Annotated in this window: 25 protein-coding genes; 7 read left to right on the forward strand and 18 right to left on the reverse strand. The window is 36.8% G+C overall.

Annotated elements, in window-relative coordinates:
- Window positions 1–165 precede the first annotated feature (165 nt).
- Window positions 166–624, forward strand: a complete 459-nt coding sequence (locus MKY06_RS14490; RefSeq protein WP_098322367.1) for a hypothetical protein — start codon at window positions 166–168, stop codon at window positions 622–624.
- 30 nt (window positions 625–654) lie between these two features.
- Here MKY06_RS14490 and MKY06_RS14495 read toward each other — a convergent pair whose 3' ends face one another.
- The gene (locus MKY06_RS14495; RefSeq protein ID WP_098322366.1) at window positions 655–1536 is read right to left on the reverse strand and encodes a M23 family metallopeptidase; all 882 of its coding nucleotides are present in this window, start codon (window positions 1534–1536) and stop codon (window positions 655–657) included.
- A gap of 263 nt (window positions 1537–1799) precedes the next feature.
- On the opposite strand from MKY06_RS14495, the gene MKY06_RS14500 reads away from it, so the two are divergent.
- Complete coding sequence (locus MKY06_RS14500) at window positions 1800–2336, forward strand: histidine phosphatase family protein (protein WP_013057520.1); 537 nt, start codon at window positions 1800–1802, stop codon at window positions 2334–2336.
- Between the two features lie 60 nt (window positions 2337–2396).
- Here the strand turns inward: MKY06_RS14500 and MKY06_RS14505 are convergent, their stop codons facing one another.
- Window positions 2397–4430 carry a Na+/H+ antiporter gene (locus tag MKY06_RS14505; RefSeq protein WP_289915166.1) on the reverse strand — a complete coding sequence of 678 codons (2034 nt, stop codon included), beginning with the start codon at window positions 4428–4430 and terminating at the stop codon, window positions 2397–2399.
- Window positions 4431–4699: 269 nt separating this feature from the next.
- Here MKY06_RS14505 and MKY06_RS14510 point away from each other — a divergent pair, with 269 nt between their 5' ends.
- Complete coding sequence (locus MKY06_RS14510; protein WP_013057522.1) at window positions 4700–6013, forward strand: hemolysin family protein; 1314 nt, start codon at window positions 4700–4702, stop codon at window positions 6011–6013.
- Here MKY06_RS14510 and MKY06_RS14515 read toward each other — a convergent pair whose 3' ends face one another.
- Window positions 6014–6460, reverse strand: a complete 447-nt coding sequence (locus tag MKY06_RS14515) for a DUF4385 domain-containing protein (RefSeq protein ID WP_013057523.1) — start codon at window positions 6458–6460, stop codon at window positions 6014–6016. It lies immediately after the preceding gene.
- A gap of 104 nt (window positions 6461–6564) precedes the next feature.
- Here MKY06_RS14515 and MKY06_RS14520 point away from each other — a divergent pair, with 104 nt between their 5' ends.
- Entirely contained in the window at window positions 6565–7953 is a 1389-nt protein-coding gene (locus MKY06_RS14520; protein ID WP_013057524.1) for a DUF2254 domain-containing protein, read from the forward strand.
- Between the two features lie 39 nt (window positions 7954–7992).
- Here MKY06_RS14520 and MKY06_RS14525 read toward each other — a convergent pair whose 3' ends face one another.
- Entirely contained in the window at window positions 7993–8388 is a 396-nt protein-coding gene (locus MKY06_RS14525; protein WP_013057525.1) for a hypothetical protein, read from the reverse strand.
- A gap of 254 nt (window positions 8389–8642) precedes the next feature.
- Between MKY06_RS14525 and MKY06_RS14530 the strand changes: the two genes are divergently transcribed.
- Window positions 8643–8939, forward strand: coding sequence for a hypothetical protein (locus MKY06_RS14530; RefSeq protein ID WP_013057526.1), 297 nt, complete (start codon window positions 8643–8645; stop codon window positions 8937–8939).
- A gap of 65 nt (window positions 8940–9004) precedes the next feature.
- Here the strand turns inward: MKY06_RS14530 and MKY06_RS14535 are convergent, their stop codons facing one another.
- The 9 genes from MKY06_RS14535 to MKY06_RS14575 all read right to left on the reverse strand — a co-directional run bounded on the left by MKY06_RS14535 (window position 9005) and on the right by MKY06_RS14575 (window position 17175).
- Window positions 9005–9775 carry an ABC transporter ATP-binding protein gene (locus tag MKY06_RS14535; RefSeq protein ID WP_098322365.1) on the reverse strand — a complete coding sequence of 257 codons (771 nt, stop codon included), beginning with the start codon at window positions 9773–9775 and terminating at the stop codon, window positions 9005–9007.
- 9 nt (window positions 9776–9784) lie between these two features.
- Entirely contained in the window at window positions 9785–10582 is a 798-nt protein-coding gene (locus MKY06_RS14540) for an ABC transporter ATP-binding protein (RefSeq protein ID WP_053487392.1), read from the reverse strand.
- 5 nt (window positions 10583–10587) lie between these two features.
- Window positions 10588–11394 carry a nickel transporter permease gene (gene nikC / locus MKY06_RS14545; RefSeq protein ID WP_013057529.1) on the reverse strand — a complete coding sequence of 269 codons (807 nt, stop codon included), beginning with the start codon at window positions 11392–11394 and terminating at the stop codon, window positions 10588–10590.
- Window positions 11391–12332, reverse strand: coding sequence for a nickel ABC transporter permease (gene nikB / locus MKY06_RS14550; RefSeq protein ID WP_013057530.1), 942 nt, complete (start codon window positions 12330–12332; stop codon window positions 11391–11393). Before nikB ends, nikC begins: the two co-directional genes overlap by 4 nt.
- 2 nt (window positions 12333–12334) lie before the next feature.
- Window positions 12335–13858 (reverse strand): nickel ABC transporter substrate-binding protein, encoded by a 1524-nt coding sequence (gene nikA, locus MKY06_RS14555; protein ID WP_098322364.1) that lies wholly within the window; start codon window positions 13856–13858, stop codon window positions 12335–12337.
- Between the two features lie 248 nt (window positions 13859–14106).
- Complete coding sequence (locus tag MKY06_RS14560; RefSeq protein WP_098322363.1) at window positions 14107–14520, reverse strand: DUF4395 domain-containing protein; 414 nt, start codon at window positions 14518–14520, stop codon at window positions 14107–14109.
- A 312-nt stretch (window positions 14521–14832) separates the two neighbouring features.
- Complete coding sequence (locus tag MKY06_RS14565; protein ID WP_098322362.1) at window positions 14833–15663, reverse strand: YitT family protein; 831 nt, start codon at window positions 15661–15663, stop codon at window positions 14833–14835.
- Between the two features lie 199 nt (window positions 15664–15862).
- Window positions 15863–16423, reverse strand: a complete 561-nt coding sequence (locus MKY06_RS14570) for a hypothetical protein (protein ID WP_013057534.1) — start codon at window positions 16421–16423, stop codon at window positions 15863–15865.
- A 197-nt stretch (window positions 16424–16620) separates the two neighbouring features.
- Window positions 16621–17175 (reverse strand): GNAT family N-acetyltransferase, encoded by a 555-nt coding sequence (locus tag MKY06_RS14575; protein WP_013057535.1) that lies wholly within the window; start codon window positions 17173–17175, stop codon window positions 16621–16623.
- A 159-nt stretch (window positions 17176–17334) separates the two neighbouring features.
- On the opposite strand from MKY06_RS14575, the gene MKY06_RS14580 reads away from it, so the two are divergent.
- The gene (locus MKY06_RS14580) at window positions 17335–17481 is read left to right on the forward strand and encodes a hypothetical protein (protein WP_157835275.1); all 147 of its coding nucleotides are present in this window, start codon (window positions 17335–17337) and stop codon (window positions 17479–17481) included.
- 66 nt (window positions 17482–17547) lie between these two features.
- On the opposite strand, the gene MKY06_RS14585 is transcribed toward MKY06_RS14580, so the two are convergent.
- The 5 genes from MKY06_RS14585 to MKY06_RS14605 form a co-directional block, all read right to left on the reverse strand.
- Window positions 17548–18372, reverse strand: a complete 825-nt coding sequence (locus MKY06_RS14585; protein ID WP_013057537.1) for a thermonuclease family protein — start codon at window positions 18370–18372, stop codon at window positions 17548–17550.
- Between the two features lie 416 nt (window positions 18373–18788).
- The gene (locus MKY06_RS14590; RefSeq protein ID WP_013057538.1) at window positions 18789–19448 is read right to left on the reverse strand and encodes a 2OG-Fe(II) oxygenase; all 660 of its coding nucleotides are present in this window, start codon (window positions 19446–19448) and stop codon (window positions 18789–18791) included.
- A gap of 251 nt (window positions 19449–19699) precedes the next feature.
- Window positions 19700–21202, reverse strand: coding sequence for a malate:quinone oxidoreductase (locus MKY06_RS14595; RefSeq protein WP_272812315.1), 1503 nt, complete (start codon window positions 21200–21202; stop codon window positions 19700–19702).
- A gap of 120 nt (window positions 21203–21322) precedes the next feature.
- Window positions 21323–22147, reverse strand: coding sequence for a pyruvate, water dikinase regulatory protein (locus MKY06_RS14600; RefSeq protein ID WP_280167245.1), 825 nt, complete (start codon window positions 22145–22147; stop codon window positions 21323–21325).
- 567 nt (window positions 22148–22714) lie between these two features.
- On the reverse strand, window positions 22715–23596 hold the full coding sequence (locus tag MKY06_RS14605) for an HAD family hydrolase (protein ID WP_064471802.1): 882 nt from the start codon (window positions 23594–23596) through the stop codon (window positions 22715–22717).
- Between the two features lie 325 nt (window positions 23597–23921).
- On the opposite strand from MKY06_RS14605, the gene MKY06_RS14610 reads away from it, so the two are divergent.
- On the forward strand, window positions 23922–25385 hold the full coding sequence (locus MKY06_RS14610) for a hypothetical protein (RefSeq protein ID WP_098476625.1): 1464 nt from the start codon (window positions 23922–23924) through the stop codon (window positions 25383–25385).
- The last annotated feature ends 638 nt before the right edge of the window (window positions 25386–26023 follow it).

Consider the following 26023-nt stretch of genomic DNA (forward strand, 5'->3'; position numbering starts at 1 on the left):
ACCTTTTTAATGTGTCATCACTTCCTTAGCCAACTTGTATACAAGTATTCAAGAATTAGTATATAGATAAGAAACCTCATTGTAAACGTTTCCTTTATAAAATGTATATTTTTACAATTCTTTCTTACACTAAGAACTACTGATAAATAAAAGGTGGGAAGATGAATGAATCAAATTATATTATGGGGGATTCTTGTTATTCCATGGTTTCTACTGCTGCTGCTTGATAAACAGCGTGTTAAACGATTTTTTACTGTAGGGTTATTTGCTGCATTAATGATGACAATCGCCTATCAAGTAGCGGAAAAAATGCACTGGTGGACGGTTCAAGAAAACGTATTTTTTCTTACTAGCATGGGAGCAACGATTTATTGCCTTCATATTGTGATTACGATCTTTGTCTTTTACCTTACATATCCCGGGTTTATCTTGTACATAATTGTTAACATTATTTTGGATTTGATTCATGGTTATGTTATTGTTCCTTTTCTCGCTAAAATTGGGCTTTATAATCTGTATGATATCAGTCATTTTGGGCTTTTCCTTGTCATGATAACCGTAGCCATTATCCTTTACTTGTTTCAACGGCTGCTTGACTTTATATTTGAGGAAAGCCCTGCATAAAAAGCCACAGCAAACGCTATGGCTTTTTAATCAATAGAAAAATGGAATAACCGTATCTCCGCGAATCGGTTCAACAGCCGTATGAAACTGAATTCGCAAACTTTTTGAAGTTTCGATGTCAGAAGCATCCATGACGTGAAAATGAATGTGTGGCTCTGACGAATTCCCGGAATTTCCACACCTTCCGAGCAGCGTTCCTTTACGAACCACGTCTCCATTTTTCACAGAAACCGACCCTTTCTTCAAATGTGCAATCACACTGTATTCTTTTCCTTCATGCTCAATGATAACGTGATTTCCAAAAGGACTTTTTTTATTCGTGTGCCCAATTTCATTATCTTCTTGTCCATCAACTGCTGAAACGACGACTCCTTTTAGCGGAGCTACAACTTTTTTTCCATAGGCATAGTAATCTTCGTTTTTCATTCCATCATTTTTATAGCTTTGCTTTCCTTTTCGCACGACTAAATCATACGCATACCTTTCGTTTTCGACTGGATGGTGATAGTTCAACACCTCATGCTTTCCTCCCCAATAGACAAACCATTCACTTTGAATCGGCATCGTATATTTGTTTGTACTCCATCGATCTCTCTCTGAAAATGATTCTATAGGAGCAATCACAAGTGCTTGTATAATGTTATGTTCATCAAACATAACGCTGATGGCTTTTGTCTGCGTGGAATTTAACCAAATAAACTGCTCAATGTGAGGAGTTAAATAGAGATTTGTTTCTAGTCTGTAGAACTGTTCTCCTTGATTAAACAATTTGCTCTGCTCCAAAAATTGCTGAAGCGAAACTTGACGTTTAAATTCTTCGCTTACACAATCATAAAGCTCCTTAAAATCCCCTTGTGCAAATAAAGTTCCAAACTCTTCTCTGATGTTCACTTTTCTCTCTGTATCCATCATTGTAATCCACCCTTTTATATGTATTTCAATTTGTTTGAATTATCTATAAGTAATACGTTTTATGTTGTGAAAAGGTTTCATTTTCCAGTTATTCTATCTCAAAATATTCTTCTATGCCGTATTTACAATTTTCTCAATCCATTTTATACTGTTTTTACAAATATTTGAAAGGAGGTGCAGCATGATGAAAATAACGTTCAGTAAGAAAATCAAGCTGCGCCGAGTATATGTTTTTGGCGCTTAGCTTTTAAGGAGATCATACAATGAAAGTAGCATTAGTACGTCATTACAAAGTAAACAAAGGGCTTCCAGAAAACCACCGCTTATCCACCAATGAACTAGTGGCTTGGTTTCAGGAATATGATGAATCAGATATTACGTATGGAGAGACTGATTTGAATAATATCGAATGGAAACGCTGTTTTTCAAGCGATATGCCGCGAGCACACAAAACGGCAAAGCATATTTATAAACAAGAGATCACTCTTCTTCCGGAACTTAGAGAAATACCTATGCCTATTATTCCATTAAAATTCAAACTTCCTTTTATCCTCTGGGCCTTACTGTTTCGCATATCCGGACTTATCAACAAACAAGCTCGTAAAGATATGGCCGAGACTAAGAGAAAAGTAGCAGCAGTGCTGGATCGCGCTATTTCCGAGTCAGAAGACGATTTGCTGATTGTCAGCCACGGAGGCATTATGAAGTTTATGCGTAAAGAACTTATAAAACGCGGCTTTAAAGGGCCTCGGTTTGATATTGCTGTTAACGGAAAGCTTTATCTTTTTGAAAAGCAATAGAATGAAGCTTACTGGAAAAACATTCCTAAAAAAGTCGCAGAGATCAGTCCCTGCGACTTTTTAATAACCATTTTCTTCAATTGTTAATGCTTCACGCAAAGCGATATCTTTTCGGATATTATGAGCGATTTCACGCGTAATTTCTCCTTTTTCATAAAGTTCTTGCACCGTTTCCCGCTCGGTATGAAACGCTTTATAACATAAATCTCTCGTTGCTTTTTTACGTTTGCGTGAATTGTACTCCGTACTCTCTTTTCTAAGTCTTGCCATGGATCTATGGTATTCACTAATAATAGCAAGTGAAATCATTCGATTTTCTTCGTTCATATTTTCTTTAATGACCTTTATCGCTTCTTCAATCATTTGAATACGTACTTTGTTCACTTTGCTTCTTCTTCGCAAGCTTTGTTTTCTTAACGCCTGCTTATTCGGTGAAAAAATTCGGACTAGTAATAATAAAACTTTTTTAAACCTCATCCAGCTCACCAATAATTTGTACCTTACACGATTGGTTACAGCCATTTCAAGCTTGTGTGTATGTTCCAAACAAATATACGCTGTCTCACGGTCTATTTTTTCCTCTTTTAATAGCTTTTCCACCAATTTCCCCTTGGCCTGAAGAGCCAGCAATCGAATTTCTTCTTCATACTGTTTGTTTTCAGAGACTTCTAAAGGATGAGTTTTAACGATGATGTTATTAATCGTTGTATTATACGTTGAAATTAACGAAAGGGCTGCTCCACGATTTTCCTCGGTCATTTCTCTTTTTAACCGTTGAATAGCAGCTTTGTGCACTTTAATGCGTGCTTTAACCTCTTTTGTATTGCGCTCAGGCTTCTTCGGCGCCTTTTCTGTTTTCGCAATAACAGGTAAAAGAATACTTGCCGCAACTAAGGTTAACAATATAACGCCTGCTGCTAGAAAAATAATCAGAGAGCGTTCCGGAAAATCACTGCCGTTATCAAGCGTATATGGAATCGAAAACGCTCCGGCTAACGTAACAGCTCCTCGTACACCTGAAACCGTAATAATGCCAATAGACCGAGGCTCAGGTTTTAGATGCTTGTTATTTTTGTAATACCAGCCTACTGACCATGACACCATCACCCAAATAAATCGTAGTACAAGCAAAAAGACAGTAATAATCAAAATATAAAAAAGCACTTGTCCATTATTAAAGTTTGGATCTTGAATAATTGCTTTCGCCACTTTAGGTATTTGCAGACCAAGCAGTACAAACACCAAGCCATTTAACAAATATAAAATAACCGTCCAAGTACTTTTTGATACTACTTTAAGCTGCTGGTTAGGTGATTCCTCTCGGTCGCGCTCAATCGCATGCACAATGCCGCCTGCTACAACTGCCAAGATTCCTGATAAATGAAAATGTTCAGCAATGTAGAAGATAACAAATGGAGTTAGAATTTGTATTAACATATGAATCGTAATATCTTCCATTCCTAAACGTCGAACAAGTACACGCAGTCTGATAATCAGAAAAGCGATAAATGTTCCTACAAACAAACCGCCCAGCGCTACCAAAAGGAACTGAAATGTAGCATCTACTATCGAAAAGACGCCCGTCAGGGTAGCAGCTACTGCTACTTGAAACGCTACAAGACCAGAGGCATCATTCATCAGCCCTTCGCCTTCAAGCAAATGCATAATTCGCTTAGGCAGCTTCACTCGGCTCGCCATAGCTCCAACAGCCACTACATCTGTTGGGGACAAAATAGCGGCTAGTGCAAATGCCGCCGGTAACGGAATGGAAGGGATGAGCCAATTGATTAGATATCCCCCTACTGCCACGGTTACAAAAACCAGTCCCAGCGCTAGTAATAAAATAGGTGTACGAAGCTTCCAAAGAGCAGCTCTTGACACGTTTTTCCCATCATTAAATAATAGCGGGGCAATAAATAAAATAAAAAATAACTCAGGCTCTAAATGTACATCTCCACCAAACGGCAAGATAGCAAGCCCTGCTCCCAAAGCTATTTGAACTAATGGAACAGGAATAAATGGTACAAAATGATTAATGATATTAGATAGACCAATCAAAGCCAATAACACTAATATCGTCAGAAAAAATTCCATAAAAACAATCGACTCCTACTTCTATTTACATCCTTTTAAAGGTATCACGTTATCTCTTTTCATTCATTTTATAGTGTTTAGTTTACGCTTTTTCTGCCAAAAAATGTTGCGGGTTATTAAAAAATGCTCTTTCTTTTCGGTAAGTTTATTTCTACGGACATTAAGGGAACAGTATACATGATATTCTTTATTTACCATATAAATCAGCTCATCAAACTTTGAAAAGGGAGGTGTTCCCTTATCCGTTTCAACGGGGTAAGGAGATAAATTTGGAAACAGTAAATGTCATTTTATTCATCGTATTAATCATATTAACAGCCTTTTTTGTTGCAACGGAATTTGCCGTCATTAGGGTACGGTCGACTAGAATCGACCAGTTAATTGAAGAAGGAAACCGGAACGCTTTAGCAGCAAAAAAAGTAGTATCAAATTTAGATGGTTATCTTTCAGCCACACAGCTGGGCATTACGGTTACCGCACTGGGTCTAGGCTGGATAGGTGAACCTACGGTAGGTCATTTATTAGAGCCGCTTATTGACATGCTTCCTTTTGCTACATCACTTTCGCATGTTATATCTTTTGTTCTTGCTTTTTCGATTGTCACATTTTTAAATGTGGTAGCTGGAGAACTTGCGCCCAAAACAGTGGCGATTCAAAAAGCCGAACAAGTCACGCTGTTATTTTCCCGTCCTCTTATTCTTTTTTCTAAGTTACTTTATCCGTTTATTTGGCTTTTAAACCACTCAGCAAGAGGCGTTGTCGGATTATTCGGCCTGAAGCCAGCTTCTGAAAATGAAGTAGCTCATAGTGAAGAAGAGCTTAGAATTATTTTATCTGAAAGCTATGAGAGCGGTGAAATTAATCAATCGGAATTTAAGTTCATGAATAATATTTTTGAATTTGATAATCGTACGGCTAAAGAAATCATGGTGCCTCGTACGGAAATTGTTAGCGTATCAGCAGAGGAAACGATAGAAGAATTCTTAAAAATGGCTAGAGTAGAGCAATATACTCGCTATCCAGTAGTTGTAGATGGAAACAAAGATCAAGTGGTGGGATTAGTTAATATTAAAGAAATATTAGCGGATTACATAAAAGAAGATGATATTAAACCACGTACCGTGCAAACGTATATGAAACCCATCATTCAAGTCATTGATTCCATCGCCATTTACGACTTATTGCTTAAAATTCAAAAAGACAGAATTCACATGGCCATCTTAATAGACGAGTACGGAGGAACAACAGGGCTTGTAACGGTAGAAGACATTTTAGAAGAAATTGTTGGTGAAATTCGTGATGAATTTGATGATGATGAAATACCGGACGTACACAAAATTAATGAAAATCACTACGTACTCGATGCGAAGGTGTTGATTGAAGAAGTAAACGATTTACTCGGAACAAATATTGAACAAGAAGACGTTGATACCATTGGCGGCTGGATGCTGACCGAAAAGTTTGATCTTGCTAAAGGTGACAGCATCACAAACGAAAGTTTTTCATTTAAAGTCATTGATATTGAACATCACCATATTAAACGAATCGAAATAACAAAGGAAAAAAGTACGGATAACAGCTGATTATCCGTACTTTTTTTGATGCTCTTTTTTAAATGTCAAGTACTCTTTATTCTCTCGTACCTCCTTCCATTTTTTCATAAAAATAGCCGCCGATTCTGCTTTTTGTTCATCAATTTGCCGTTCATTACGCTCTCCGTCTTTGCTGTATTTCTTTCCGCCTTTGTAGTTCGCGTAGCGCCTGGATCGCGTGTATCCCATTTGGAGAAATTTCCGGGCCATGTCCATTCCAACAAAATCGCTTTTTTCTTTGTAGGTTAAAAAAAGCTGATAAATGGCGTCCGCGGATTCCTCAGCAATTTCAGGTGTTCGAAAACGCCAATGAGGAAGAATTTCACTTTTGTATGGCTCAACAAGGAGAACTCCTTGTTCTCCTTTTCCTACTCTATACTTTTCAGGATGTTTTCTAAAATCGATATGCTCAAAGTCAAGTGAATAATCAAATGCCACGGCTCTCCCCTCCTTTTTGATCTCTACCCCTTACAAATGAATGATAAAACTTTTCTTAAAGAAGTTTTTCACATGCAGATGCGGGTAATAATAGGTGGATAAGTATGACTAACTTTTTTCTCCATGCTAAAAGAAGGCCGAACTTATTAAATCATGATACGGGAGATTTCGTTATGTCAATAAAGCTACAGCAAAACCGAATAAAAGCTAATTTTTGGATCACTCCTTCTTTATATGGAATTGTTGCTTTTGTTTTAGCCACTATTAGTACATTTTTAGATCGATATTTAACAGCTCATAAACAATGGTTAAAATTAGTTCCTTCCGTGTTTCTAACGGATAAAGAGCTTGCTCATACTATTTTGAGTTCAGTATCAAATTCCTTATTAACGATGACGACGATTACCTTTTCTTCTGTTTTAGTGGTACTGACTACGTTTGTAGGTCAGTTTTCTCCTAGAACGATTCAAAATTTTAATACAGATGCCAAAACTCAGCGCGTGCTTGGCACTTTTATCGGTGGATACGTATACGTGCTTGTAGTGCTCATTCAAGTTCGCAGCAACCAAGTCAGTAATACCTTTATTGTTCCTTCATTAGCCATCGTGGTAGCATTCATTTGCTTAGGGATGTTTGTGTTTTTGATTCACCACGTCATCAACTGGATTAAAGTCGGAAATTTAATTTCAAACATTGCAAAAAAAACGATGATCACTATTGAAGAGAGACGGCTAGAACAACAAAAGACCCCTGAATCAAAGAATGAAATACATCTTGATTTTGGGAGTAAAAAAACGATTCAAATTAAAAGTATCAAACAAGGATATATTCAATATATCGAACTAAAGCATTTAACAACACTAGCATCCAAACTAAATGTCATTGTTAAACTCGAAAAAGCACCCGGTGAGTATGTAGAAGCAGACACGCCGCTGTTAACGGTGATCAATCATAACCAAACGTTAGAACATGAAAAATTTCTTCATTGCTTGTTTATTACAAATGATCAAGAATCGATTCAAGACGTAAAATTAGGTATTCAAAAGCTAAGTGAAATTGCATTAAGAGCTATTTCACCAGCTATTAATGATCCTGAAACAGCTATTAACTGCATTGAACAGCTCACGCAAGTGTTTATCAAACTCGGAAAAAGCTATTCTTCTTCTCCTTATTATTGCGATGAAGCAGGACGCATTCGAGTGATGCTAGAAAAACCTTCTTTTATGGATTATTTGTACAAAGCGTTCTATCAAATTCGCCATTATGGAAAAGAAGATGTTTCCGTGATGTCTGCTGTCATTAAGGCATTAACCGTAATCGCTGAAACAAATCGCTCTGCCATCAAAAACGACGTCTGGGTTTTTTCTTCCTATATCGTAGAAGGGCTGCAAAAAGAAGAGTGGCTTAAAATGGACAAAGAGTTTCTTAATCAGCTGCTCAAAAACCTTGCAAAAGCTTGTGAAAAAAAAGGCGCTTCTATGTTGATAGAATAAAAACCAAAAAACGCCGCTCATCAACTGAGCGGCGTTTTCTTACGATATAAAGTGCTCTATCTCTTCTCTCTTTTTCACTATTATAAGTTTATCGTTATATGACGTACGAAGGGTATGCAAAATTTCAGGTTTACTTTGCTTTTCGAAATCCGCATTCCACTGAAACATTTTAATGAAAATAGAAAACGTCGGTGCATAATTTGCTTTTTCTATTTTAGCTTTTTGCAGAACATACCTTTTTATAATAAACCCTATTCTTTTTAGATAATGGATGTCGAGAAAAATAATAAGGTCAGCTTCATTAAAACTTTCATTCACCCACGTATAGTGTACGCCTTCTATAATCCATTCTTTTGAAGCTGCAATATGATGTAAACACTTTTTTCTATCCGCTTCACTTCTTCTTTTATCTCCTTCATATGTTCGTTCCCACATAATATTATCAAGTTCGTAGTGAGGAACTTTTAATTCATGGGATAATAAACGGGCAAGAGTTGTTTTTCCACTTCCAACAGACCCAACGATATGTATTTTTTTACATGAAGCGCTTTGAATACTTCATCTCCTCCTACTTCAAACCTGTTTTTTTACACATATTGTATAATTCACGTTCTTTTTCTCTAATGCAAACTAGAGCGTTTTATGCTAGTATTTTATGGTACTTGACTGACAAAAGGAGTGAAATCGCAGTGCCTAAAACCCTTTTTGGAAAACTTACGCTGTTTTGGATTGGACTATTTTTATTGATTACAGGTCTATTTTTTTATTATAAATATACAAACCAAGCGTTTACCGCTGCAGATTTATTCTTTCGCGTCTCTCCTCCTTTAGCTGCTATTGGCTTCCTTTTAAGCGCAGCCGGACTATATGAAGAACGAGGAAAAAACAAGCTAATTCCTCTCGTTGTACTCAGCATTAGTTTTGTCATGCTTTGCCAAGCAGGCTATCATTTTATACATATGCATACTCCACCGCCGCGTCCCTGATTTTGTCTCATTCTCATTTATAAAAAAGCTCTGCGTTTAGTATATTAAACGAAGAGCTTCACTCTCTATTCAAATAAACGCACAAGCTTTTTTGTGTAGGGATGCCTGTTTTTATCAAATAGCTTTGCACGGTCAAATTGATCGATAACCTCGCCTTGCTGCATAACCATCATGCGACTGCTCATAAATTTTACTGCCGCTAAATCATGCGAAATAAACAAATAAGATAGCTGAAACGTCTCCTGCAAATCTTTTAATAAATTTAAAATTTTTGCCTGTACCGTAACATCAAGACTCGCTGTTGGTTCGTCTAATAGCACCAGAGACGGACCTACGCTAATGGCACGCGCAATCGCTACACGCTGAAGCTGTCCACCGCTGAGTTCATGAGGATAATTCAACGCATATTCTGCGCTAATCCCGACTTTTTCTAACAAATAAAAAGCGATTTCTTTTTCATTTCCGCTCACATGAGATAAAAATGAAGGAACGGTTCGCTGCTGCCGCAAAGGCTCGAGCAAAGAATCGATGATTTTTACTTTTGGATTAAAAGAAGCCGCAGGGTTTTGAAATACAACTTGCATGCCTAGACGAGCTTGCTGAAGTTTTTTTCCTTTTAACCTATGAAGAGGCTGCTCGGCAAACCATACTTCTCCCTGCTGAATTTCTGTTAACCTTAGTACACTTTTTACAAGCGTACTTTTGCCGCTTCCACTTTCTCCGACAATTCCTACACATTCTCCTTTATCGATATGCAGGGAAACATTATTTAGCGCTTTAACGTCTTTATACTGTTTCACCAGCTGCGTGACGCGTAATATACTTTTTTCTTTCATATCTCACTCCTATATCAACACTTTTTTCTGCGTATCTAACAATCGATCAGGCGTTTTCTGTAAAGAAGGAATGGCGTTAAACAGTTTTTTTGTATAAAAGTGATGCGGAGCGTGAAACAGAGATTCGATACTGTTTTCTTCCACGATCTCTCCTGCTAACATAATGGCTGCCCGGTCTGCATATTTCCGCACATGACGCAAATCATGAGTAATAAACAAAATGGCACAGCCTGTTGCTTCTTTCAGCTTATGCAGCAGCTGAAGAACTTCAGCTGCTGACACGCTATCTAAAGCCGTGGTTGGTTCATCTGCAATAATCAAGGCAGGCTTCATCACCAGTGCTAAAGCAATCGCTGCTCGCTGAAGCTGTCCTCCGCTCAGCTGAGAAGCATAGCTTTTATACACGCGTTCATTAGGTAAATTCACAGCTTTTAGAGCCTGAAAAATGGCAGCAGTCCTGTCTTTTTTAGCAAGCTTACTATGTGTACGAATCGTTTCATCAAACTGCTTTCCAATTGTTAAAAAAGGAGTAAAGGCGCTTCGATAATCTTGAAAGATATACGAAATATCTTTTCCAAGGATAGGCGCCTCTCCTTTCTGCTTAAAGATAATAGATCCTCCTTTAAGCGTTACACCTGAAGGCAGCAGTCCTCCTATCGAAGCAGCAGTGATACTTTTACCGCTTCCGCTTTCTCCAACGAGCGCCATCCACTGTCCTTGCTCGATTGTAAAAGAAACGTCTTTTACGATTTGTTTTGTTTTATTATGAATGGCTAGATGCTTTACTTCTAAAACGATGACGATCACCTCTTTTATCGATTAACTTGATATTTCCCTCGAATATATTCACCTAAAGCTGTAAACGCCAGCACAAATAAAATAATGGCCACGCCTGGTATCAACATTAACTGCGGAGCATTGTAAAAGTAGGCCCTGCCTTCATTTAGCATCGTTCCCCATTCCGGAGTAGGCGGCTGAGTCCCTAGTCCAATATAGGATAATGAAGCCATCATTAAAATAATTTTCCCTATATCCAGTGTAGCAAGAACAAGAATATGTCCTCCAACATGAGGAAGAAAGTGGCGCAAGATTAAAGGTAGTGTTCCCACTCCGTTTAATTTAGCGACCAGCACATATTCTTTTGACTTTTCTTGAAGCACAATACTGCGCACTACCCTTGCATAACCAACCCACTTTACAATAACCATCGCAGCAATTAAGTTAAATAATCCAGGCCCTAACAGTCCGCTTAAGACGATGGCTGCAATATAGTCAGGAAAAGCTAAAAAAGCGTCTACAATTCTCATTAAAAAGCGGTCTATTTTCCCTCCAATATACGCTGAAACTAAGCCAACAGGTACTCCAATCAAAAGAGAAAGAGCTAAGACAAGAAAACTAGTCCCAATTGTGGTCTGAGCTCCAGCTACGATTCGTGAAAAGAGATCTCTGCCTAAGTGATCAGTTCCTAACCAGTGATCACCGGTGGATTTTTGAAGCCGATCTTGCATATTGACTTGTGTGGGATCCATTGGTGTTAGCTGACTTCCAAACAGACAAAATAAAATAAGCGCAATACCACACACGCTTATCACTACAAAAGGAAGCTGAGTTTTTTTCACCTTTTATCCCCTCCCTTTACATAGAGCTGGGGATTTACATATTTGTAGCTCAAATCCACAAGTGAATTAATTAAAACAACAAACAGGCCCATCCACAAAATATACCCTTGAATGACAGGATAATCACGATTCATAATCGCATCAATAACTAATTTTCCAATTCCAGGATAAGCAAAAAGCACTTCAATAATGACCGTTCCTCCAAGCAAACTACCTAAGCTCGTCCCTAAAATAGTAAGAAGCGGCGTTAAGCTATACCGGAACGCGTGAAAAATAAAAATTCGACTTTCACTTATTCCTCTTGCTCGAGCGGATCGTACAAAATCTTGTTTCAATCCTTCTAGCAGACTAGCTCTAACCATTCGCATGTACACAGCGGACATGGCAAAACCGAGCGTTAAAGAAGGCAGCACAAGATGGGCTGCTGTGCCTGTACCCATTGAAGGAAGCCATTGAAGACGCACGGAGAACAGCTGTATAAACAAAAGGCCGAGCCAAAAGCTTGGAATAGACGCTCCAATTAAGGAAATACTTCTGCTGAGATAATCAATCCACTTGTTCGGATACAGTGCTGACAGCGTGCCGAGTGGCACAGCTATTAACAGCATCACAACCAAAGATGCAGCCGTCAAGCGCAGCGTAGCCGGAAACTTCTCGGCTAATTCATCGATGACAGGCTCTTTTGTCATATACGAAGACCCTAAATCAAACTGAAAAAAGCGCTTCAGCCACTTTACATATTGAATATATACGGGTTCATCAAATCCTAGCTCTGTTCTCAAATTATTCATTTGTTCCTCAGAAACTGCCACGTCATCTACGCGAAGCATTTGCTTAACTGGATCTCCTGGAGCCAGCTTCATTAAAACAAAGCTGAGAAACGATAGTATAACTAAAAAAATGAGTAATTCTATTATTCTTTTACTAATTAATTTCATATCTACTTCACATCTAAATCCTTTGTTATCACATAGTATTCACTTTTGGTTGTGACCCAATTTTTCACATTGTCTCTATAGGCCACAAAATTATTCGGATGAACAATCGAAGAGTGGAGCGTTTCTTTTTCTACTATTTCTCCGGCTTGTCTTGCTAACTTATTGCGCTGTTGTTGATCAACTGTTTTATTGAGTTTATTAATAATGGAAGTTAATGCTGGTTCATGAAAATGACCTACATTAAATGCTCCTCCCTCCATGTAAAGAGCATTAAAGAAATATCCTGCATCTCCTCGCGGCGCGGTTACTAGACTATATGTAACGATTCCCCAATCATTTTTTGTTGTCATATACTCGTCCATATTTTCCACTTGTTGAATGTCTATTTTTACACCAATCTTTTTTGCTTCTGACTGAAGCATTTGTGACATTAAAGGCAGTTCTGGACGATAAGGATATGTAACAAGCTTAAAGGAAAGCTGTTTTCCATTTTTTATTGCTTTTCCATCCTTGAGTATATAACCGGCTTTTTCTAAATATTTTTGAGCCTCACTTGGTCCATAGGTTTTCGTTTTTTGATCGTTCGAAAAATCTAAACTCTTTAAAAATGGACCATTTGCCGGGAATCCTTGACCTGCAAGCGCTGTATCGACAACATCTTTTGGATTTAATAATACATCAAACGCTTTTCTCACATTTTTATCTTTAAACGCTTCTTGCCTTGAATTATAGAAAAGCATTTGATTTCTCAGGCTCGGCTGTATATCTACTACAATAGAAGAATCTTTTTTTAATGTGTTTAAGCTTTCAATAGCCGGACGGTACACAATATCGGCTTCACCTGATTGCAAAGCGGACGTTCGTGCATTTTCATCATCATTAAATGTTAACACAACTTCATCCAATTTTGGTTCCCCGCCCCAGTATTCTTTATATTTTTTTACTTTCATTTCATTATCCGGTTTAAACGAAGCTACTTTAAATGGCCCTGTTCCCACGGGTTTACTTTTTGTATCTGGAGCATCTACATCAATAATTGCCGTGTTTGGATGAACAAGTTCAGAAGGCAGCGTGGCAAGCGGCTCTGTTGTTGTAATGGTTAAGATTTGGCCACTGGCTTTCATTTTTTTAATTTTAAGTGCACTTTTCATTGCTTCGCTTTCTTTTATCGTTCTTTCTAACGAATGTTTCACGGCTTCAGCATTCAGATCCTTGCCATTTTGAAACGTAATCCCGTCTCTAATCTCAAATACCCAGGTCGTTCCATCATCTTCTGTTTTCCACTTTTTTGAAAGCCATGGTTCAATCTGTAATTGCTCATCAACTTTTACTAACGTTTCGGCAATACCGGCTCGTACAGTTGTATAATTCAACTGTGGATCGAGCGTGTCACTTGGAAAATTCGATACAAAAGTAAGTGATTTTTTTTCACTCTTTTCTTCGGTACTCGCAGAGTTAGCCGAACATGCCGCTAGCATACCTATCGCAGCAAGCGTTAAGCATAGCAGACTTATCCTTTTTCTCATATAAACCCCTCCTTTATTCAAAACTATCTTTCTTTTATGTACTGTCTCTAACTATAACTTACCCCTCCTTTTAAATCGTAACGATTATTATTATCATAAAAAGTTTAATTTGTTTACCTTACTTTGTCAACAAAGGTTTTTAAAGGATATTGGCGCTTTAACACTTGTTTTCACCCGTTATGATGATTGAATTTAGTGATAACGCATACAAATGAACATAAAAAAACAAAGCCTTCTCGAGGCTTTGTTTATGCAGCGTGTTTTTTTCTTTTATATTTCCACATCATATATCGATAACGAATCGTGCAGCCTATACAATATCCCATCAGCGCTACACCAGCAGCAAGAATCACCATTATACTAAATACATAGCCGACAAGCGTATAACCCATTAAAAATGAAATGAAAGCAACCCCCATACATATCGTTGCAATCCATTGGTTAAAAAGCTGCTGATCCCGGTCTTCCATTTGATAAGAAGAAGCAGGCTTTTTGAGAAGCTTTTTCCCTGCCATAATTACGGGATTACGCTTTGTTGCAAGTGTGACTACTCGAACGAGAAAAGGCAAAAGTAAAAGCCACTTTGCCGCAAGTAAAGCGATCAAAACCGTTATAACGATAAAGAGTTGATTAAGCTGAACTAATGGTTTGGGAATGCTCATGGAACGCCTCCTTCTTAAAACCCATTATACAAATTGGTTTACTAATTTAAAAGAAAAAGCACTCCAAATGAGCGATAAGACTCATACAAAAAAGTTACATAATTTCACTAACGTACTTTAAGATCAGTATCGTAAATAAAATCAAGACAACGTATCGTAAAGAACGAATTCGACGTTGAAGAAGACGTTTTACATGCCTTTTATTACGCATATGGGTTCTTCCTTTCGTATATTGAATTGTCTTTAGACACACTTATATCATACTTTTTCGGAAAACACCAACGTCAGAAAAAATTGCCAGGAACCACAGCTCTATGCGCTTAGAAAGCCTTTTCCAATTACATCTCGTACATCGTGTACAATCACAAATGCTTCATCATCAATTTTTTTAATCAGCTTTTTAAGCTTAATGAGCTCTTGTTTGTTAATGACCACATACAAGATTTCTTTTGATTCTTTCGTATAGTTCCCTCGGCCGTTTAAAATCGTTACTCCGCGATCAAGCTGTTCATTGATTTGATCCGCTACTTCATTTTTGTTGTTTGAAATAACGGTAACGGCCTTTTTAGCATCAAACCCTTCAATAACGAAGTCAATTACTTTTGTTGTAATGTACAGCATGACGATCGTAAATAGTAGCTTTTCGATTCCAATAATAAAATAAGAAGCTAATACAACTAGTAAATCAACAATTAAAAGTGCATGACTGACTTTCCAGTTTAAAAACTTATTTAGAATTCGAGCAATAATGGCTGAACCTGCTGTTGTTCCACCAACTCGCAAAATCATCCCAATTCCAACGCCTAGCAGTACACCGGCAAAAACCATGCCAATGAGCTCTTCATGGAGATGAAGACCCCAGCCTTCAGTTACGTGAAGAAAAATAGATGTAGCGATAATCGTAATCATCGTATAGACGATGGTTTTTTTCTCTAAAAATTTATACCCTACGATAAGCAAGATACCGTTTAAAATAAAGTTAGTGATGCCCGTTGAAAGATGGGTTGTATAATATAAAATAATTGATATACCCGTAACTCCACCTTCACCTAGTCCTATTGGAATGACAAACATGTTAACTGCAAGTGAAAATACAAACGAACCTATTAATAAAAAGATGACATCTTTTACTGTTTTACTCATCGATTAAACCCTCCTCGGCATAAAAATTCACATAAAAAAGCCCCTTCTCCAAAAGAGAAGAGACGCTTATGTTTAATTTTTATATTACGTATTCTTAAATTGCCATGTATGACTATAATATGTTCACATACGTTTGTCAAACGGAAAGTTTATGCATTATGTGTAACCAAGGCTATGAGTCATTTATCTTTTATGTATACTAAGAATGTTTTAATTTATTTAAACAAAGACGGATGCAGGAATTAGTTGACTCAATTAATTCTTTATCGCCTTTTTTCAATCGAATTTCTAACGCGCGTTGAAAATAGTGATGTGCTCTGGAAACAACCCGCTGATCAAGTAAACATTTTCCATAATACTGATAGACAAAGTCTTCATATATGTGAAGGTCTTCATCTGCTTTTAATTGTTCAATGAGTAACTGAAACGTTTCATTCGCTTTATCCCACTGTTCTTGCCAGTGATATGTATGTCCAAGTCGGATCGTATTCAAAAATTCACCTATTGTATCAGCATGTCGGTCATATAGATAAATGGCCAGCAGCAGATGTCTTTCACTGCTCGTTAATTCTCCAAGTATGCGCTCATATACGCCAATATGTCCATATGTTTTAGCAGCGGCACACTCATCCTCTTCTTCAAGAGCTCGTTTCTTTAAATAGATAATTCCCTGCTTCATTTGGTGTGGGTTAATCGGAACTTCTCGAAGCTGTTCATTAAATCGATAACTCATATTAAACGGAAGATCTCTGATGTTCATGCACGCTCCTTTCATGTGGCACATCAGCAAACATACTTTCATGACCGCTTGCTTATGGTCCATTGGATGTAGGATTCTTTCCATTTTGATACGTTTACGCGATTTACAGGAAAGCTCAGCAAAAGTGCTGAGCTGTTGGTTCTTATCATTTTACTTATATATCCATTTTATCACAAAAAATACTACCGTAAAGATGCTCAGGCAGTCTTCATATAAAAAAATGGTTTTTTATCAATAAAAATGGTTTTATGCTCTTGAAAGCCTATACGCTGATACAATTTTTTGGCTTCTACGTTATTATATTCAACGTTTAACGATAAAAACATCTTACGCTTTTTGGCTTCTTGCTTGGCTACATTTAAAAGAGCCGTTCCTATCCCTTTTCCACGGTAAGCTTCATCTACACATAGAGAGTCAATATAATAATCTCCATGTTCAGTTTCTATATCAATTTCCCACGCTGGATTATTAAGTTTAGCACGTACAAAACGCTTAACTGGTTCATAAAGCGTTTGTAACATACTTCCTTCGTAGCAAAGCATAAGTCCAACTACCTTCTCGTCGACTTCTGCGACTGTAATATGATGATAGCTATAGCGATTCTTCTCAGACAGAATAAACGCTTTAAGTCTTAAAAGCGCTTCTTCATTCGTTGTAGCCGCCGTGTGAGAGCGTGCAATACTGCCAAGCATGTCATAAAGTAATTCCGTTACAGCAGAAGCATCTTCTTTTCTTGCTTTCCTTATTTTCACGATTTTCAAACTCCCTTTATTCTCTTCGCTTGCGTTATTTGTAGCAAACCTTCTTACCTATCTACTTTAACACGAAAAAGAAAAGAAAGAAAAAATTAACTCCTAATCTTCCTTTCATTGTATAATTAATGTATATTTTCAAATGAATGGATGATGACTATGAAAAAACGCCGTCAGCAGAAAGACACTACGGTAAGTGGATGGGAAGTTTTAGCAGAAATTCTTTTACAAGTGCCTCAGCTGCTCATATGGCCACTGCGTCTTCTTATACGGATTGGTCGCTCTTTGTTGGATGGTGGTATTTAGCCACTCCTATACAAATACTTACTGAACTCAAAAAAAAAGAAACTCAGCAGTTACTGAATTTCTTTGTTAGTTTTTTGCTTTTTTGTATCCTGCTTCTTGCGCATCTTTTTCGGTACAAAACCAAATGACGTTGTTCATGGTTTGGTTGTAGTGTGCCCCTGTTGGCACGTGATAAATTTTAGAGTTTTGATTTCCTTTTATTTTACCTTCACAGCTTTTGGCAGACTGAATATCTTTTTGATTAGAAGAGGACTGATTTTTTACAGCATCCGTGTTATACCCTTTTTCTTGTGCATAGTTTTCAATACTCCAGATGCCTTTTTCGCTTTTTCGAGCCTGCTCCTGTATTTTCTTAAATTCATCTACGTACTTTGTATTAGGAGGAAATACTGCTACGCGGGCTAGCCCTTTTGCTAGCAGCTCTTCATTATACAGCTCATTGTCTATCCATACATAAGCAAGCAAGCGTCCATATTGATCACGCTCTTGCACATCAAATTCAAGGGTAATTTCCTGTCCTTCTAGTCTTTTTTTTGTGTAAGCAGATGCTTCAGGACCAAAGGGCTGTACGCCTAGTTTGGGATGCTTTGTTTCTGGGGTATCAACAAGAAGTAATCGCACGCGATCTCTCTTTCCGTTCAGCATTTTCACTTTAAGCGTATCGCCGTCCACTACTCTTTCTACCGTAGCCGCCTCACCTACTACATCTTCACGATTTGCTTTAGAAGGACTATGATCGTTTTCTTGATCTGATGAACCTTCTACTTGAACTGCTTGTTTTGTATCGGTAGAAGATGTGGTTGAATGACTTGCCTGCTCATCGCTGCATCCAGTAAGAAGCAGCATAAACATCGCAAGCATCGTGCAAATAATTGCTTTTATTTCTTTCAAAACCCGGGTCCTCCTTTAACACGTTCCCTATCTACTATATAAAAGTAAAATGATTTTATAAATAGTGTAAATCACCTAAAAACAAAAACTCGTGAAAATACCTTTCACGAGTTTTTTCGTGCAACTGTTATAAAAATTGCTTACCTGTTTTAAAGTCATTCTTTTAAATAGCATCTATTTTATTTTTATCTCACGAACACATTTTTCGTTTTAGTGTATCCAAATTTTTAATCATGAGGATATTTTACACTACAAATACATTTATCGTCTACCGGCTTATAAGAATAGGGAATAGCCGCACAAATAGAACAAGTATGAATATTTCAATATAATAACTGGCTAACATGATTGCTATTTTTTTGTAACATAAATAAGAGCCCTCACTAACAATAATAGGGCTCTTCAAACCTTTGTTTTTACGATCGAATTTTTTGTTTGCGCATCCACTGGGTAGCGACCCACTTTTCTCCTTTTATAACAGGAGCTCCCCCGTGGAGAGTACGGTCATTAAGTTCAGCATCACTATAAAAATATTCAAAGTACACGGCCATTCCTTTTGTCGGAGATACGGAAAGACCCAGCTTAGGAAAATAAGTTTCTCCTCCTTCTTCGACATCGTTTAAGTACATAACCAATGTACTAATACGGTTGTTTTTAGATGCTTTACTTGCAGAAGTGAAATAATCGTGATGTGCTTTGTATTCTTGATCAGGCAAGTATTTTAAAACTTGAAGACCTTCAGCATATTCAATAGATGGTCCCATTATTTTAGAAAGTCTTCTTTCGATTTGATGTACAAGCTCGTTTTCGCTTTCTTCAAAAAACATGCCGCTGCTCGTTCGAATACTGTTTACTTCACGTGCAGCACCAATTTTTGATCGCTGCATTTTATCTTTGGATAGCTGTATAAGTTCGTCACATTCTTCGTTACTTAGTACATTTCCTAAAACTAGAACAAGAGGCTCTTCAAATCGAGCAACAATATCAATCTCTCTGTCTTCTAATTTAATTTTATTCCCTGTATGATTAAAAATCGTTTGTTCTTTCGTCAGTAAAGATGTATTAGTTAGAATCATCTTTTATCGGCTCCTCGAAATAGCTATTTTCCAATTCTTCACTCCATTATATGTAAACGCTTACTAATAAGTAATTATATCATGAATACGAAGTAAATTCTGCTAGCAAAGGAAATAAATAAAAAGAAGCCCGTTATATAACGAAGCTCCCTCATTTTTTCTTATATGTTTCACCTATATTTTGAATACTTTACAACAGCTTCTAAAAAATTCTTTTAATTTAAAGCATACGTGTCAAAGGCTGCCTAAAATCATCGGTACACAAGTTCTTTTTTACTTAAATCAAGCATTTGTACTGTAGAAGCATGAATTTCGTTAAAAAGCGCTGGATTTTCTACCAAAGATAAGCCGTAAGAAGGAATCATTTCTTTTATTTTCGATTCCCATTCTTCTATATGCTGCGGGAAACACTTTTCCAGCACTTCAAGCATGACATGAACGGCAGTCGAAGCACCTGGCGAAGCCCCGAGCAATGCAGCAACGGAACCATCAGCTGAACTCACAACTTCTGTACCAAATTGAAGAGTTCCTTTACCTCCGGCTTCCGTATCTTTGATTACTTGTACACGCTGACCCGCTACGACGATATCCCAGTCTTCGCTTTTTGCGTTTGGAATAAACTCGCGAAGTTCTTCCATACGCTTTTCATTGGACAACAGCACCTGCTGAATCAAGTATTTCGTTAAGCCCATCTCTTTGACGCCTGCTGCTAACATCGTTAAGATATTATTCGGTTTTACAGAATTGATTAAATCCAAATTTGAACCCGTTTTTAAGAACTTTGGTGAAAATCCGGCAAAAGGTCCAAACAGCAGTGTTTTTTTGCGGTCGATATAGCGTGTATCAAGGTGCGGAACCGACATCGGCGGAGCGCCAACCTTTGCTTTTCCGTACACTTTCCCGTGATGCTGCGCTACAACTTCGGGGTTATTGCATACCATAAATAATCCGCTTACCGGGAACCCTCCAATATGTTTGGACTCAGGAATACCCGTTTTTTGGAGTAAAGACAGACTTCCGCCTCCTCCTCCGATAAAAACAAAGTTCGCCGTGTGATATTCCTGTTTGCCGCTATGAATATCATGTACTTTTACTTCCCACGAGCCGTCTGCGGTACGTGTCAGATTTTCAACGCTGTGGTTATAGTTTATTTCTACGCTTTTACTTTTTAAATGTGTAAACAACATACGAGTTAAAGCTCCAAAGTTCACGTCCGTCCCTGAGTCAATTTTGGTTGCCGCAATTGCTTCAGTCGATGTACGGCCTTTCATAACAAGCGGCATCCATTCTTTTAACTTTTCAGGACGATCCGAATACTCCATCCCTTGAAACAACGGATTATTTGATAGCGCTTCAAAACGTTTTTTCAGAAAGGATACGTTCTTTTCTCCTTGTACGAAACTTATATGAGGGATTGGCATAATAAACTCTTGCGGATGATGAATTAAATTACTGCTTACAAGATACGACCAAAACTGTCTTGAAAGCTGAAACTGTTCATTAATTCGCACTGCTTTCGTAATATCTATAGATCCGTCAGCTTGTTCAGATGTATAGTTCAACTCGCACAGTGCAGCATGGCCCGTCCCTGCATTATTCCATTCATTCGAGCTTTCTTCTCCTGCATCTGCGAGTTTCTCAAATACTTTGATTTCCCATTCCGGCGCTAACTCTTTTAGTAAAGATCCCAACGTTGCGCTCATAACTCCGGCCCCAATTAAGATAACGTCTGTTTTTTTATATACATTGCTCATCACAATCTTCCTTATCTTTTATATTTTAAAAAAGCACCTTTTAGCAACACGCCTGTTCTACCTGACTCTCTATAGATTAAGTATGTCTGACAAGTTATCTGTCTTACATAATGGGAGTTTTTATACATACCCTTTCATCTTGTCCTTTTTTAACATGCTCAATATCACTTCAGCGGTTTCTTCAACTGCTTTACCTGAGACATTAACAATAGGACAGCCAATGCGCTTCATAATTTTCTCAGCATAGGACAGCTCTTCAAGGATTCGATCTACATTGGCATAATTGGCTTGAGACGCTAAACCTAAATTTTTTAATCGTTCTTTTCGGATTTCATTGAGCTTATCCGGTGTAATAACTAAACCAATACATTTATTTTTCGGAATAGTAAAAAGTTCATCAGGAGGCGTCACTTCTGGAACTAACGGTATATTCGCTACTTTAAGACTCTTATGAGCTAAATACATAGAAAGTGGCGTCTTAGATGTTCTCGAAACACCAATCAACACTAGATCAGCTCGCTTGATACCTCTGAAGTCTTGTCCATCATCATATTTAACAGCGAATTCAACTGCTTCTACTCTTCGAAAATAGTTATCGTCTAACTTTCTCGTTAATCTCGGTTGAAGATTAGGTTCCTTATTAAAGGTTTGGCTAAAGGCACTCATAAGAGGGGTCATTAAATCAATAGCTACAATTCCTTCTTCTTGTGCCTTTTGATCAAGATACTGTTTTAAAGGTGGGATGACGATAGTATACGCAATGATGGCCTGGTTACACCTTGCTTCAGCAATGATATTATCAATATTTCCCTCATCTTCTACGTAAGAAGTATTTTGAATTTCAATATCTTCTCCACTAAATTGAGTTAAAACTGCTTTTACCATCAGCTCAGCCGTTTCACCTACTGAGTCGGAAACTATATAGACAATTTTTCTTTTATTCACATTAAATCTTCCTATTCTTTGATTTTAATAGTTTAATAACGCTAGTATTTTTTATTTAGCAGCTTACAAGATACACAATTTAATAGTAATGAATAGATAAATATGCTGGTCACTGTGATTATAAACACTTTAACAAAACGATTAAATTCAGAATTTGTGTCATACTAATTATGAAATAAAATTAAATATGTTATACTATTTTCATTAAATGTTATATTAGCATTAAATATACGGAGATACAATCCCTTTTCTCCGCATTTTATAAAAAGTTTGAAGAAAGAAAAAGTTTAGATTTTAAAATGTCTTATGCTTTGGCATGGTGGCACTCATCAGGGCTGAGAGGCGTTTTGCAGGGATAGGTACGAGGATAGTTGTATAATTATGTTGTTTATAACACGATTTTTAAATTATAGAAGATTTATTCTTATCTATTCTTTTTAGCTAAGAGTGCTATAACTAAAAATAATGAACGGTTTACTTTTCACTTTCTGTATACTAAAAACACCGCCTAAAAGACGATGTTTTGAATAGTTGGTTATAATGCATTGTCGTGAAATAGATTAATTTTTATAAAACGGGATTACTTCTAGCAGATTTTTGCAATAAAAATTTAGAAAGATAATGAGATACGCCGTTTTCGTCACAGTTAAATTCCGTTACGTCATCGACAATTTCTTTAATATGATCCGGCGCATTTTTCATCGCTACGGCATAGCTGGCAAACTGAAACATTGGTAAATCATTGTTGCTGTCGCCAATCGCTAGAATGTCTTGCTCGGGCAAATTAAAATGTTTTAGCATTTGCTGAATTCCTGTTGCTTTATTTACGTTTGCCACCATCACTTCAACATTGTGTTTAGATGAAGTAGAAGTTGTAAAGTCGATTTCTTTTTTAAGTTCTTCAAGCTCCTCTTTCCATTTATCGATATGCTCGTGCGTTCTTGCAAAGAAATAGAACTTTGAAAATTCGCTTCCTTCTACGGAATCTTTCCAGTCAATTTCTTCTTTAATCGCTTGTTTACGGGAAAGCCATTCGTTAATTTCCACACTGTCTGGCTTTGGCTCTCTAATTTCATTTTCCACATAGGACTGATCTTGTTTTAACGTCACGCGAGGTGTGCCATACGGGAAAAGCTCGTAGTATACCTTGTTCGCTCTTGCTTTTTCAATAATAGTTTCCACCAACTGGAGCGAAAGCGAGTGCTGAAAGACTGATTCTTTTCCTAGGTATCCTGCCATGCCATTTGACGTGATAAATCCATCCACTTGAAAGCCTTCAGGAACTAACTCTTCTATTTCATCAAACGCTCTTCCCGTAGCAATAAAAACAAAAATTCCCTGTTTTCGTAATTCGTCAATGATTTCTTTTGTTTGAATACTTACTTTGTTGGAGCGATTTAATATCGTACCGTCCATATCTAAAAAAATTGCTTTAGGTTTTAACAACATATTTATTCCCCCTATTTGTAAAAAGAGTGTACTTGGCAAGTATAAACTTTTCCATTTTCAAACTCAATGAATGTACTTTGCTTTTCTCTTTTATAAAACTACTATAATACTCTCCTTACATCTAAAGTACGTACTTATATTGTACAAGCGCTATAAAGAAAGAATTTTATATTTGCAATAAGCCTTTATATACTAATAGCCAGCTAGGCTAATTTGATATAAAACAGCATTCATAAAAACGAATTTTCCTTTTAGCCTTTAGAGTATCGTTCAAAAAAGATATAATAAGACTGTTACAGATTAAATACATACAGAGGAGGTCAACATGAACGAACCATCCAATTTTTCTCCTTACCTTATTAAACAAATCAGCGATGCGATCGATGACAATATCAAATCAAAGTGCATAGACTTTTTATATGATTCTCATTCGTTTTTTTCGAATGAAAAAGATTTTATAGAAGACTACATTTTAAATATATTGCAAGATACGTTTGTTTTAGAGAATAAATTAATAAATCCTAAGGAAATAAGAAACCCAGCCTACAAAAGAAGACAATCGAATAAGAAAAACTGGCTACAAACGTTAAAAAAAGATATTAAAGCCCAAAAGCCTAATCCTATTTTTGAAGACATTGAATTGGCCAAAAAAGTGATGGATAAAAAAGTGGATACCGAACACTTAAAAAAGCTGTTTGGCGTGGAAAAACCTGAAGATATTTTAAAGATAAAGTTAAAAGAAGTAGAGGCATGGGCTAAAAGTAAAAAAACAAACATTACCGATTTTCCTTATTTAGATTCAAAGATGAATTATCAAATAGAGAAAGCATTTCACACAGACTTTACTTTTTTAATTGCTGAAATCATATTAGAAAAATACAATGGAAATTTGAGTAACTGGATTGATAAACGATTGAATTCGTGGGTAGAGGCCCCTATCTTCTCAAATGAAAGTCACTCTCTTAAAACCAATATGGAAGTTAAAACAAACTCCCAAGAAGTCGTTTTATATAATGACTATAAAGTTGATGAAGAATATTTCATTCGCACCATTATCCCTGTCAATGATAATCAAACGGTTCTTTCCAAACGAAATATGGTTTTAGATCCAAAAGATTCTCAAATTATCCAGTTTGCTCTTTCACAGCGCGACGAGATGTTTTATAAAGAAAAGACGGTGACTCTTGATTTAGCGGATATCGTTAAAGAAATTTATAATTCAAAAGGTGTAAAAAACTATGAAGCGGTTGAAGCCCGCATTATGAAAATTGCCAGATACCACGTAGAAGGTGTAGCGAAGAAGAAAAATTCCAGAGATACAAAATTTGCGATAAACTTCTTCCAAAAAGCTGTTATTGAAACCGATGAAATAACTGGCAGACGATATGCAACCATCGTATTTAGCGACGATACGCATCAAGGCTTTTTAAATCAGCAGTTTGTACAAATTTACAGTGACGTTATTAAAAAGTTTAAAGATAATTCGCTGTCTTCTTTGCTGCTGTATGCATTTCAAAAAGAGCGATTAGATTGTTATTTACAAGAGAAGTCTTACACCCATTTTTACCCGTATCAATATTTTGCTTCAAAAGTTCGTTTTCGTTCAAAGAAAATTGATGTCAATCTAAAATTAATTAATGAATCTCTAGCAGAGTTTGTCAGCAATCAAGTGCTAATTCAAAGTTATCAGCAAAAACTTCAAGGATTTGAAATCTCTTTTATTCCTCTTCAAAATTATGAAATTCAAGACTATTTTGGAGGAGAACATAGAGAAACATTGGAAGGGTAAATTGTTCCCTTCCTTTTTTTATTTGATATTTTGCCACTTTCAGCTTATAGATACAAAATATCCCACTATTTTTATTTCATAGTTTGGAAGTTTTGTCATTTTTAACGTACTAACCAGAAGCTTTTGCCGTTTTTTACGTACCTTTTCGCTTCTTTTGCCGTTTTTAGCGTACTAATTACTATCTTTTGCTGTTTTTGACGTACTACTCTGATTCTTTTGCCATTTTTGACGTACTAAATTCATTTTATTTACTAGTAATCACTTATTAATTGTTAATTATTCTCTTTTTCCGTAAAACAATCCTACCTTTTGCCGTTTTTGACGTACTCTTTCATTACTTTTGCCGTTTTTGACGTACTCCTTCATTACTTTTGCCGTTTTCTGCGTACTAAACATTGCTTTTCCCTTTGTTATTGCCTTTTCAAACCCCATTTTTTATTTTTTTCGCAGCATATATAAAGCTTTTGCCATTTTTGACGTACCAAACGAAAACTTTTGCTATTTTTGTCGTACTACTACGTCGTTTTTGACGTTTTTCACGTACTAAAAATAGCTTTTGCCATTTTTGACGTACTAATAAAATTCATTGTGTTATTTACAACGATCAGAGAAGTGATTTTTTTACCTTTTTTTAGGTG

Origin of the sequence: Priestia sp. FSL P4-0332 (assembly GCF_038005845.1) — a bacterium.
Classification (GTDB): Bacteria; Bacillota; Bacilli; order Bacillales; family Bacillaceae_H; genus Priestia.